At 27.2% G+C, this 11,898-nt stretch carries 13 protein-coding genes and 1 pseudogene; 2 read left to right on the top strand and 12 right to left on the bottom strand.

Features of this window, described 5'->3' with window-relative positions:
- Positions 1-43: 43 nt before the first annotated feature.
- Together LLF98_RS03340 and LLF98_RS03345 are read left to right on the top strand one after the other, a co-directional pair.
- Positions 44-502 (top strand): annotated as a pseudogene (locus LLF98_RS03340) (transposase).
- 328 nt (positions 503-830) lie between these two features.
- Positions 831-1,391 (top strand): DUF6143 family protein, encoded by a 561-nt coding sequence (locus tag LLF98_RS03345; RefSeq protein ID WP_291700799.1) that lies wholly within the window; start codon positions 831-833, stop codon positions 1,389-1,391.
- 159 nt (positions 1,392-1,550) lie between these two features.
- Here LLF98_RS03345 and LLF98_RS03350 read toward each other — a convergent pair whose 3' ends face one another.
- From LLF98_RS03350 to LLF98_RS03405, 12 genes are all read right to left on the bottom strand, one after another.
- A complete protein-coding gene (locus tag LLF98_RS03350) occupies positions 1,551-1,685 on the bottom strand; it encodes a hypothetical protein (protein WP_291700801.1) in 135 nt (44 codons plus the stop codon).
- A gap of 134 nt (positions 1,686-1,819) precedes the next feature.
- Positions 1,820-2,620, bottom strand: a complete 801-nt coding sequence (locus LLF98_RS03355; RefSeq protein WP_291700803.1) for a SprT family zinc-dependent metalloprotease — start codon at positions 2,618-2,620, stop codon at positions 1,820-1,822.
- A gap of 172 nt (positions 2,621-2,792) precedes the next feature.
- On the bottom strand, positions 2,793-3,497 hold the full coding sequence (locus LLF98_RS03360) for a lysophospholipid acyltransferase family protein (RefSeq protein ID WP_291700804.1): 705 nt from the start codon (positions 3,495-3,497) through the stop codon (positions 2,793-2,795).
- Between the two features lie 374 nt (positions 3,498-3,871).
- A complete protein-coding gene (locus LLF98_RS03365) occupies positions 3,872-4,801 on the bottom strand; it encodes a ribonuclease Z (protein ID WP_291700807.1) in 930 nt (309 codons plus the stop codon).
- A 172-nt stretch (positions 4,802-4,973) separates the two neighbouring features.
- Positions 4,974-5,111 (bottom strand): hypothetical protein, encoded by a 138-nt coding sequence (locus LLF98_RS03370; protein WP_291700809.1) that lies wholly within the window; start codon positions 5,109-5,111, stop codon positions 4,974-4,976.
- A gap of 655 nt (positions 5,112-5,766) precedes the next feature.
- Positions 5,767-7,503 carry a diguanylate cyclase gene (locus LLF98_RS03375; protein ID WP_291700811.1) on the bottom strand — a complete coding sequence of 579 codons (1,737 nt, stop codon included), beginning with the start codon at positions 7,501-7,503 and terminating at the stop codon, positions 5,767-5,769.
- Between the two features lie 54 nt (positions 7,504-7,557).
- Entirely contained in the window at positions 7,558-7,683 is a 126-nt protein-coding gene (locus LLF98_RS03380) for a cyclic lactone autoinducer peptide (RefSeq protein WP_291700813.1), read from the bottom strand.
- Between the two features lie 26 nt (positions 7,684-7,709).
- The gene (locus LLF98_RS03385) at positions 7,710-8,342 is read right to left on the bottom strand and encodes an accessory gene regulator B family protein (RefSeq protein WP_291700815.1); all 633 of its coding nucleotides are present in this window, start codon (positions 8,340-8,342) and stop codon (positions 7,710-7,712) included.
- Positions 8,343-8,344: 2 nt separating this feature from the next.
- Positions 8,345-8,794 carry a hypothetical protein gene (locus tag LLF98_RS03390; RefSeq protein WP_291700817.1) on the bottom strand — a complete coding sequence of 150 codons (450 nt, stop codon included), beginning with the start codon at positions 8,792-8,794 and terminating at the stop codon, positions 8,345-8,347.
- Positions 8,772-9,341 (bottom strand): DUF5317 family protein, encoded by a 570-nt coding sequence (locus LLF98_RS03395; protein WP_291700819.1) that lies wholly within the window; start codon positions 9,339-9,341, stop codon positions 8,772-8,774. Before LLF98_RS03395 ends, LLF98_RS03390 begins: the two co-directional genes overlap by 23 nt.
- Positions 9,342-9,947: 606 nt before the next feature.
- Positions 9,948-11,015 carry a CAP domain-containing protein gene (locus tag LLF98_RS03400; RefSeq protein WP_291700821.1) on the bottom strand — a complete coding sequence of 356 codons (1,068 nt, stop codon included), beginning with the start codon at positions 11,013-11,015 and terminating at the stop codon, positions 9,948-9,950.
- 700 nt (positions 11,016-11,715) lie between these two features.
- Positions 11,716-11,898: transposase (locus tag LLF98_RS03405; RefSeq protein ID WP_291700823.1), on the bottom strand; the 183-nt coding region annotated here is incomplete at its 5' end.

Below are 11,898 nucleotides of genomic sequence, written 5' to 3' on the forward strand. Positions count from 1 at the left end.
AAAAAAAAGAAGTTTTAAAAATAATATAAGTAAACGTGAAAATATGAAATACGATGCTGAATCAGATTTTTATATTTGCCATAATAATAGAAAGTTGATACCGACTTCTATTATTCATAGAAAATCCGCAAGTGGATACAAGTCTGAAGTAACTGTGTATGAATGTGATAACTGCAATTACAAAGTAAAGTGCACAAAAGCAAAAGGAAATAGAAAAATGCATGTTTCAAAAACTTTTGTGAAAAAACGTTAAATATCCTATAAAAATATTACAACTGAATTTGGAACTAAATTGAGAATGAACAGATCTATTCAGGTCGAAGGAGCATTTGGAGTTTTAAAAAGTGATTATGAATTCAATAGATTTTTAACACGTGGAAAAAATAGTGTTAAAACTGAATTTATTTTGCTTTGTTTTGGATACAACATTAACAAATTACATTCTAAAATACAAAATGAAAGAACTCAAAATCATCTTCATGAATTAAAATCTACTGTATAATTATGAAATAAAGTGACTAGGCTTATTTAAGTGCGCTTAAAATTCAAAAATATTCAAAATAATAAATGTGACATTTCAAATATTTAGAAACTTTTGTTCTAAACCTAAAAGGAGCATCGCTCCTGATTAAAATTTAATCATTCTGCGACACTCCCTTTTTGTTTCATCATTTCAATTCTACTCACTTTACGAATATTCTGTATCATTATAGAATGCTTATTTCACTTATATATCACCTATGAACATTTCAACATTTACTGAATATTATATATTGGAATAAAAGTCGTAGTAATGTATACCAGAAAATAATTCTTAGGAGATGTTATTGATGTTACAGAAAAACAGTAATTATATAGTAAAAAGTAAAAATACTAAACTACAAAAAGTAGTTAGTATTCCAGTTTCTTTATTTAAATCAATTCAAGGAAAATACTTTGTAGGTCAAACAAAAACTTTGTGGGTAGGTAATGGATCAATTGCCTGGGCTGGTTTAGTAAACCCACGTAATTCAGGTGTTAATTTATATACAAATGTATTTACTATTTCAAATTTCTCCGATGACTATTTAACTGCTGAAATATGGCTCAATACTAGCCTTCCTGAAAAAGGGAGTGTATCCTATAAGATTTCTCCAACCAATACTGCTTTAAAACCTCTTCCAAAAAACAAGGTAGATATTCGATTTGTAGAATCCACCACTATCGTTCCTCAAAATGGAGTTAATGTATATGAAAGATTAGTACCACCTAATACAACATTAGTAGGTGAAGAAGATGGAAAATTTATAGAGTCTCCAGGTGGAAACTATGTCATAGTTATAAAATCATCAAGTTCAAAATGTGATAAGGTAATAGTTGCATTTGGCTGGTGGGAAAAATCAAGATGCTAAAAAGGAGATGTTATTAAATCACTCAAAATATTTTTTCCAAGTTTAGCCCTCAATGGTATATCAAAATAAAATTCCACTTATAATCATTAGAGATTACTAGAGTTAACTATTCGATAACTTGCATTTTCTTCTTGGTAACACTCTTTAATTCGTGATTATCTACAATCCTGTAGTTGCTCTTTTAACTCTATTCTTAACTAATTCCGCTAAATCATTAGGATCTTTTTCATTATTACAAAAACGCCACGATATATATTTCTTATTTGTATTGATAATATCATAGTCAATACACAATAAATAATTTCCCCACATTTCTTTTACATATATCTTTTATGAGGAATATCCCCCACTACCACTAAACCCTATAATACAAAAAGACTTCGCATAAACTTTACGAAGTCTTTTTTCATATACCTAAAATTACTTTCTTACAAATATAGATTCATGCCATTTATTTTAAGCCAACCATGCTTTTCTCTATAATTAGGCATTATTTCTTCTACCCTATTCCAAAAATATTTTGAATGATTTCTATGATCCATATGACACATTTCATGAACCACAATATAATCCAAAACATCAGCTCTTGCCATACTAATTCTCCAATTAAAAAGAATAGCATTTTTGCCAGTGCAACTTGCCCATCTTCTTTTTTGTTCCTTGACTCTTATATTTGTCACTTTATCTTTAAAATTATCTGCATAATAATCTATTCTTTTTGTAACTATTTTAAGGGTTTCAGCCCTATACCATTTTTCAAATGCCACTTTTATTTTCTCTATATCCATTGTATTTGTATATATTATAAATCTTTGTCGTTCAAAGAATTCTCTTTCAGATTTGTTTTCTGACTTTATTTTTATATTTGAAGTAATATATTTAATTGGCTTATCATAAGCTTCTTTACTCAATTCAACAATTATATTTTTTTTGCTTTCATCAAAGATCAAATTCAAAGGATATTCTTCTCCTAAATACATAAATGTACTTCCTTCAGTAATTTCTCTAGTAATTTTCTTTGAACTCTTTTCATTTACTTTATCCTGCTTTTTTAAAATCCAGTCAGCTTTATTCTGCACAATTTTCAAAATGTACTCTTTATTAATTCTTAAAGGTGCACTTACAATAACTTGCCCATTTTCCTCTACTTTTATTGAAATAGTCTTCCTTTTTCTATGAATTATATCAAACTCTATTTCTTTATTTTTATATTCAAATTTTAGTCTCATTTTTTCCTCCAAATATTATAAACATAGGTACCAAATTACTCTTGTGCGTCACAATGCATTGCTAAATCAACTTTATCCTAAAGCACTAAGTACCCTTGACCATGTGAGGAAAAAACTGATGTTTATGTATACTCTATATCAGCATTTTTATTGTAGCCTTTATTTTCTTCTTTCATATGCCTAAATTAGATATAATGGTATTTCTTATATTCTCTGCCAAGTTTATTTCTTCTTCTTTTGATAAATTCTTAGTATCTATAGTTTCTCCAAATACAAGTTTTATCTTTGTAGGTTTAAATTCTCTATTGTCTTCAAAAGCTCTAGATGCTCTATCTATACTTACTGGCACTATTTTTGCCTTAGCCTTAGTTGCAAGCTTTAAACTGCCTTTTTTGAATTCTCCTACTTTTCCTTCTTTATTTCTAGTTCCCTCTGGAAAAATAGCCATTGAACTTCCTTCTTTTAAATTTTGTACTGCTTCATTAATAGCTTCAACAGCTGTTCGTGGATTTTCCCTATCTAAAGTCACACTGTTAGTTCTTTTTAGCCAATAACCTATTATTGGCGTCTTCAGAATTTCTTTTTTAGATATAAATCCTATGTTTCTATTTACAGTACAAAGTAATATGGGTATATCTAATATACTTGAATGATTGCCTATAAATACACAAGGTTCTTTGGGTATATTCTCCAAACCTTTTATCTCTAAGTCTATTCCTACAGTCTTTATGATAAATTTACACCAAAGATGTGTTGTTTTTTGAGAATACTCTAATGCTGAAGCCTCCCCTTTAAATTTCTTGATTAATTCATACTTCAATCCTTTAATAAGTACCAATATTATGTAAAACACATAAATTATTTTTCTAAATAACATTTTTCTTTCGTCTCCTTATTATATAAGTTAATTATATTCTAATCCTAAGTTTAATTTCTTTTTTAACATAAAAGTATACATTAAGTAGTTAAATTTTAATAATAATGTATTTAAGTTCTTATAAAGTTAATATTATATTAAAACACACCTTAACTCAAAAGAGAAAGATGGTAATTACATACCTCCTTTCTCTTTATTATATCAATTTATTCCACATTATGTCCATGGTTAGTTAAAATTCAACTGTTTTTTCTACATTTATTTCTTTTACTAAAATATAATTTTCTGCAATATTATAAACTATTCTTAATATATTAACAATTATCTATTTAAAGTAGTTTGCATTATATTTACATACTACTGAAGTTTTCACCTTAATCATCTTCTTGAAAATTTAAAGTTACATTATATCTATCAAAACCAATTGTAGTATTTTCAAATACTTCTTTTGCATTATTTAAATATACTTCTGGCTCATTCATTGCAGTGCCAAAATGTGTTAATAGTAGGTTTTTAACATTTCCATTATGGGCTAGGGTTGCTGCTTCTCTAAAAGTCATATGTTTATTTTTAACAGCCTTAGGTAAATCCTCATCATCGCCATAAGTACCTTCACATATAAAGCAATCACTATTTTTAATAAATTTATTAATGGTTTCAATGGGTCTTGTATCTGTTGTCATACTTATTTTTATACCTTTTCTCTCTTTTCCCATGACCATATCATAAGTATATTCTACTCCATCTAACATAATCTTTTTTTCATTCTTTTGCAGTCTGCTCCATAAAATTTTAGGTACATTATTTTGAATAGCTTTTTCTACATCAAATTTAGGCTGCCTTTGAAAATCAAAACTATATCCCATGCACGGTGATGAATGCTCTAATTCCAATGTTGATATTCTTGTATTCCAATATATATATTCATTATTAATTTCAAATGTTTCTTTTGGATTTTCTATTATATTGATTTCATAAGGTAACCAATTTGCAATTACTCTTAATTTATCAACTGTATCTTTTATGCCCTCTGGTCCTACTATTGTAAGAGGTTCTGTTCTTCCACTATTTCCTATAGTTCCAAGAAGTCCTGGAAGCCCTACAATATGATCTCCATGAATATGAGTAATACAAATGATATCTATAGTTTTAAATCCTGTATTTGATATTCTCATAGATACTTGCGTTCCTTCTCCACAATCAATAAGTATCTTTCTTCCCTTGTAGCTTAATAAAACTGCTGATAAAAACCGGTTTGGCATAGGCATTCCGCCTCCGCATCCTAACAAAAGCAAATCAACCATTACTTAGGACTCCTTTCTTATAGAAACTCAATATGTTACTTAGACAATATTGAAAATAATTGCATGCTAAATTAGCTTGCCCTAAATAGACAAGCTAATTCATTTTTCCATCTTTATTTATAATAGAATTTTTTATTTAAAATTCTATTCTTCTATTTAGAATTATATTATTTTATTGTGTTGTTCTTCCACTATGCAATAACATTCTACCTATAGTCTTTTTAGGTCTTTCATTATTTTTAGTATTATTTCCTTTTTGTTTCTTTTCTTCTATTAATTTTTTCATCATTTCTATATTTTTATCCTTCATATTTCTTCCTCCACTCAAAGCCTATTCAAAAAAAATAACAAGTTAGTATTCTAATTTATTTTCTTTAATATGCCTAAAATTAATTTTATAATTATTTAATACTATACTTGATTGTATCATAAATTCAAAAGTTTATAAACTTAAACGTCCTCAATTTAAGATCCACATATTTCAAAAAGTGTTCCTCTTTCTAAAAACAATACCCCTGCACAATATTTGTACTAGCATAAAGAATTACCTTTTGTTTGTCTAACAATTACTTATCAAATAATTCTCCATTTATAACAATTTTAATGCTTTGATGCTTAATTTTCTTATAACTAATCTTTATTGTGAATTTATTTATCTTCTTTATTATTATTCACAATTTTTCCTTTCATTAATCATAGAGAATAACTACATTATACTCTTATTATACATAAAAAAGAAACTTATCATAATATCTATTTATAAGAGATTTTCATAAATTAGTGTACTCTCTTATTTATCGTTAAAATATTCTTTTTAGGCATCTGAAATAGACTAACATACTAACTTGTTATTTTTTTGAATGTGCCTTATAGAAATTATTCTGATATAATAATAAAAAGATATTACTTTAAGGACTCTAGATAATCTTGTATAAAACACAAAATTATCTAGAGTCCTTAAAATTTTAGCATATAATATCTTTATTACTTTTTTGATTATTATCAATATTCTCAAAAAATGAAGACCCAGCATTACTTGCAATAACTTCAATAAAAGCCTTTGAAATTTCAGGATCAAATTGTGTTCCAATACATCTTTCAATTTCATCAATACCTTCTTCATAAGTTTTTCTGGTGTTATATGGTCTATTTGAGGTCATAGCATCAAAGCTATCTGCAACTGTAAGAATTCTTGCAAGATACGGTATTTCCTTGCCTTTTAGGTTATTAGGATATCCTTTTCCATCGTATCTTTCATGATGGCTTGCAATTAATGGAATTATTTCTTGAAGAGATTTTACTGATTTTATTATCTCCACTCCATTAACAGGATGCTGCTTAAGCTCCTCCCATTCCTGATCTGAAAGCTTCATCTTTTTCATCAATATTTCCTGGCTAACATTAATCTTACCAATATCATGCATATAAGCACCATAAATTAAAGTTTTTCTATCGGTTTCATTTAATTGAAGCTTATCTGCCATAATTCTGCTATAAATCACAACTCTTTCTATGTGTCCATATGTATACTTGTCCTTAGCATTTATAACGCTGATTAAAGTTTTTATGGATGTAACAAGTTCAATATCTTTTTCATCTATATTATTTTTAATTTCATCTAAAATAGATGTATAAATTTCAACTCTATTTTTATTAAAAAACTTTGCTCTATATAATGCATCATCAGCACTCTTTATTAGCTCTACATCATCTCTTGCTTTGTCTGGATAAACGGATACTCCCATTGAAGCAGTAATTTTACATTTAGGCTGACTTTCTTCACCTTCAAAATATGTAGACTCTATTTTCTCTCTAATATTTTCTGCTATAAGTATTGCTTCTTTTTCACTAGTATTAGGTAATATTACTGAAAATTCCTCCCCGCCATACCTTGCAGCAATATCGCCTTCTCTTACATTTGTTTTAATAACTTCACCTATTTTTTTAAGAACATCATCACCCTTTTGATGTCCATATGTATCATTATACTGTTTAAAATAATCTATATCTATAAAAATCATGGATACAGGTTTATTCTCTCTCTCTCCAGTCCTAACTTTCTCTATTAATGTATCACAAAAATATCTATGATTATAAAGTTCAGTAAGTCCATCAATATTTATCATATCTTCTAATTGCTTAATATGTTCTCCTTCTATCTTTACATAAAAACCCAGAGGCCATGCTGTTAAAATAAATATTCCTGCCAAAACCAAATCATCTTGAAAATAATTATTTACCGCTACATTTGGTACCATAATAATATCCATAACTAATACAATCAGAGATGAAATACCTGAAACTATTAGTCCCTGCTTCATTCCCGATTGAATTGTTGTTGTTATTATTATAAATAGATATAAAAACTTACATTGACTTTGATTTGCTCCAGATATCAATATAATCATTGAAAATATAGTTATAAATAAAACTATTTCAATATTATTAAATATAATTCCATAAATATTTCTAATTTTATTTTTTATTGAGAATGTCCATACACAGTAAATTAAACTTATTATAATTAGTGGTGTACATAAAAATACATATACATAGTAATATCCAACTTCCCATATTACTGAACTATTATTTTTAACAAACTCTATACATAAAATTATACCTACAAACAAAAGTGAAGATAATTTTACTACAGATACTATATCATTTATTTGTTTTTGTTTATCATTTTTTACACTTTTCATATCCTATCCCTCATAATAGTTAAAATGAGACCAATATATTGGTCTCATTTTAACTTATTCTTCTCTTAAGCACTTTGGTTCTTCTGGTTGATAATGTCCCCAGATGCATGCAGAAGTTGAAACTATTGAAGCAATAAGAGTAGCTACTGTTGCTACACCCATTAGAATTCTGTTTTTCATTGATTTCACCTCCTTATATTTAAATATTATATAAAAGGTTTATCTAATTTTCCCATTACTAAATGCCCATACTTAGTTAGAGAAAAAACCTGCCATAATAATCCCATGTAGATACATAATGAATAAGTTAATAAACTAAAATTTTTCATTACTAAATAAAATAGAATATTAATTACTACAACAATTAAATAAACACTTAATATCATAATAGAACTTTTTTTTAATTTTTTTCTCTTTTCAATATTTTTAATAGGTTTTGCTATACTATCGACTGGTGCTAACTTATATACAGTATAATATGACCATATAAATATGATACTTCCAACTAATATAAAAAAACTAAAACTAACATTTATATATTTTGATATTAACGCTATACCAACACAAGTAATAGTTCCTATAACTGCACACCATTCTGGAGAATGTGCATGAACTCCTCCCGAACTTTTCCTTAATATACTTATGGTAAATGATACTATAAGTGCCTCAATAGTTACATTAAAAATTAATCCGAATATTATAACTAATGCTATGCAAATTCCTATTTGAATAAAAGCAAATATACCATAATTTATTACAGACTTTTTATCATCATCTAAATTTAATTCTTGAGCAATATAACCAGAAATTTTTTCACATATATTTTCAATTTTAAACATATCTAAACATCCCTTTTTCTTAAATAATAAATTATAGTAATGATTGCAAAGCATATCAATGATGGTAATCCATATATTGTCTTTAACACGGTATTTAACATTATTGCTTCCAACCTATCCTTAAAAATAAGGCTTAATAATAAAATATTTAATCCTTCACAAATAAATAAAATTATAGTTGTTATTAGCGAAGCTTTTATAGCTGAAATAATATCTGTTTTATTTATATTACTCATAATAATGATCATTATAACAATATCCAGTATAGTATGTACTCCATAATTTATAGGCAGCATTCTTACAGTATATACATACACTCCAAATAATAAACTTGAAATTATATATCTCTTTACATTAAGTTTTGTATTAGACAATGCAGACATTGCTAATATTATTACAAACGCTTCTGGAATTATTCTAACTACAAATTCAAATGCTGTTAATCTTAACATTCTCTTTTCTCCTTTGATTATTAATTCTCTTTATAGAATTATATATTATAATAAATACAAATACTCTTATAAATATATCTCCAATACTAAGGATAGTGTATCCTAAGTCTATAAAGTCGGTTAAAATTTTTAATTTAGTTTGTGCATCTCCTAATATATGAATATCATTTACTCTTTGAAAGTTTTTTAACATCACACGCCCTGTTAAATAAGATAAGGATTGGTAAACTGGCATAAAACCTCCATTAGCTTTTATTGCAATATCGTTTAATATCCCTCCTAGAAGTACAAAAAATGAACCTATTATTGAACTTATATATAACTCATATTTTAATACTAATAATAAATAGGTAATTAAATAAATAGTTGTTAAGTTTCCTACAACTTCAATAAATTCATAATTACCGAAAAAGGTAGCAGTTTGTCCAATTAAAGTGATTATTTCAAACCCAATCAAAGGATAAATAGTCCATGACTTAAACAATGGTTTTATTTTATATCCTTTTATTTTTGCACATAAAAATGCAAATAATATTGTTTCTGGCATATTTCCTCCCATAAAAATTATAAATTTATATATTATTATGTTAGACTATATATATATTATAATACTTATTTTCCTCATTTTCCACTTTTTTCTGTTTATTTATTATTTTAACCTCACTAATCATAGATTGAGAAATATCATCTATTCTGACTTACGGACAGTAAAAAGGACAAGTTACTCAAGGATTAAATTACCAGGAAAAAAGTATAGACCTATTTAAATTTATAAATGAACTTGACTGGAAGTATTGCATAAGATGCACTAATGATATGCTTGTAAAAATAGAAGGAAAGCAAAAAATTAAATATCTAAAAAATATAAATCCTATAAAAAAATATGTAAAGAAATTCAATGGAATTTTACTAACTGCTGAAAAATAGAAGTGCAATCTTGCAGTGTGTAAAGCTGAAGATTCAGATGATACATGGTATTTAGCTACTAATATGGATAGTAAATATGCTGGGCACACCCAAAATAAAACCCAAGGTATTTACCTTGAGTTTTATTTTCATCTTGTCTATTCAAAAGTGAGCTACCTTTACCTAATGATATGGAAAACTTCACATAATGAAGGTTATATCTATTTAGAATACATCTTTGTATTTATTAATTTGAGAATTCTTGCGTTCCCATAAATTTACCGTTTCCTTGAACAACTCCAATACCAACCTTAGTATATGAAGCATTCATCATATTTGCTCTATGACCTGGTGAATTCCACCATTGATTAAATAATTCAACTGCGTCATAAGTGTTATATGCTATATTTTCACCTGCAGTAGTATACTTGTACCCTACTGCTTGTAACCAGTCTGTATATTTAGTTCCTTGTGGAGTTACATGGTCAAAGTAGTTATATTGTATCATATGGTCACTCTTATATCTTGCTACTTGTACTAAAGTATTATCTAAAGTTAGTGGTTTTAAACCAGCTTCAACTCTTTTTCCGTTCATTAATTGAAGAATTTGATCCTCAGCACTAGTTTGTACATTTATAGAATAAGTGTTTGGTAATTGAGGCAAACCCTGTACAGCAACTGTAGTTATACCTGTAGAAGTATTATTTCCTGTACTAGTAGTATTTCCTGCATTAGTTGTGCTTGTACTAGTTTTGTCTACTGCATTAGTTGTGCTTGTACTAGTTTTGTCTACTGAATTAGTTGTATTTCCTGTATTATTTGTTCCTTGATTATTATTTGAATTACTTACTGTAGAGTTTTGATTACTATTGTTTACTATACTATTATTTGAGTTAAATGTTTTATCAGATGTTGGAATTTTAGTTCCTACAGCTTGTCCATCTGAAGAACAATTATATGTTTTATTATTTACTATAACCTTTCCAGTTTCCATAGCACCAGATGTGTTTAGGCAATAAGTTTTCTCATTAACTTTAATAACTCCTGTTTGCATTACTCCTGTGTTATCACAGTAATACCATTTGCCATTATCATTAATCCAACCTGTCTTAATGCATCCTGTTGCATCCAGATAATTCCAAGTTCCATTATTGGAAACCCAGCCTGTCTTTAAAATACTATTTAGTACTGAATTGTAGCAATTGTTGTTTATTGAATTATTAGTTGCTGCAGATACTCCTAATGGAGTTAAAGTAGTCATTGTTGTAGCTGCAATAACACCTATAACAATCCTATTTAAAAATGCTTTCTTCATTAGTTTTTCTCCTTTATTTGTTTTATTTGGTTTCTTGATTTTCATATACTCATTTTTCAAAATCGTTTTTGTATATGTTTGCGTTCTCAAGGAAGTCCATGTCTCTATGGTATCACGCTTTCGACATTATTCAACATGACAATCCCTGAAGTAATTGCAACAAACTATATTACCTGCAAAGTGCTTCACTATGCTCTTGTTAACTAGCTTATACATAGCGATACGCTTCTAACCCTTGCAGTGTAAAGGCTCACCCCCTATATTTATTTTTGTAATAAATATATTTAAATTCAAAAAAACATTATATATAAAGCTTAATATAAAAATAAGTTTTATATATAATTAAGTATATTCTCTTTAATTTGTATTGATGAGAGAAAAATAGAATCTCAATTATCTAGTGGAAACACTTATGTGTTGTGAAATATCATATTCATAACAGAATCCTTTTTAATTTTTATTTTTAACTGTATATTATTTGTAACTTTTGTCAATTATACTAAATGTAATAACTATCTATCTCCATTAAATTTTATTTAAGAAAAGGGAGTGTCGCAAAATGATTAAATTTTAATCAGGAGCGATGCTCCTTTTCGGTTTAAACTAGTAAATATCCAAATATTTAAAATTCCACATCAATTATTTAAAGATTTCTGACTTTTAAGCGCACTCAAATAGGCCTATTTACTTTATTCCATAATTAGGCAGTAGGTTTTAATTCATGAAGATGCTTCCTAGTTCTTTCATTTTGTATTTTAGAATGCAATTTGTTAATGTTGTAGCCAAAACAAAGCAAAATAAATTCAGTTTTGACACTATTTTTTCCACGTGTTAAAAATCTTTTGAATTCATAATCACTTTTTAGAACTCCAAATGCTCCTTC

It is taken from the genome of Clostridium sp. (assembly GCF_021372645.1).
In the GTDB taxonomy this organism is placed as follows: Bacteria; Bacillota; Clostridia; order Clostridiales; family Clostridiaceae; genus Clostridium.

Excerpts from the sequence above, each read along its gene's own strand:
- LLF98_RS03365 (WP_291700807.1), bottom strand. The coding sequence starts at position 4,801 with ATGGTTGATTTGCTTTTGTTAGGATGCGGAGGCGGAATGCCTATGCCA.
- LLF98_RS03400 (WP_291700821.1), bottom strand. The coding sequence starts at position 11,015 with ATGAAGAAAGCATTTTTAAATAGGATTGTTATAGGTGTTATTGCAGCT.
- LLF98_RS03380 (WP_291700813.1), bottom strand. The coding sequence starts at position 7,683 with ATGAAAAACAGAATTCTAATGGGTGTAGCAACAGTAGCTACTCTTATT.
- LLF98_RS03370 (WP_291700809.1), bottom strand. The coding sequence starts at position 5,111 with ATGAAGGATAAAAATATAGAAATGATGAAAAAATTAATAGAAGAAAAG.
- LLF98_RS03355 (WP_291700803.1), bottom strand. The coding sequence starts at position 2,620 with ATGAGACTAAAATTTGAATATAAAAATAAAGAAATAGAGTTTGATATA.
- LLF98_RS03385 (WP_291700815.1), bottom strand. The coding sequence starts at position 8,342 with ATGTTTAAAATTGAAAATATATGTGAAAAAATTTCTGGTTATATTGCT.
- LLF98_RS03345 (WP_291700799.1), top strand. The coding sequence starts at position 831 with ATGTTACAGAAAAACAGTAATTATATAGTAAAAAGTAAAAATACTAAA.
- LLF98_RS03375 (WP_291700811.1), bottom strand. The coding sequence starts at position 7,503 with ATGAAAAGTGTAAAAAATGATAAACAAAAACAAATAAATGATATAGTA.
- LLF98_RS03395 (WP_291700819.1), bottom strand. The coding sequence starts at position 9,341 with ATGCCAGAAACAATATTATTTGCATTTTTATGTGCAAAAATAAAAGGA.
- LLF98_RS03390 (WP_291700817.1), bottom strand. The coding sequence starts at position 8,794 with ATGTTAAGATTAACAGCATTTGAATTTGTAGTTAGAATAATTCCAGAA.
- LLF98_RS03360 (WP_291700804.1), bottom strand. The coding sequence starts at position 3,497 with ATGTTATTTAGAAAAATAATTTATGTGTTTTACATAATATTGGTACTT.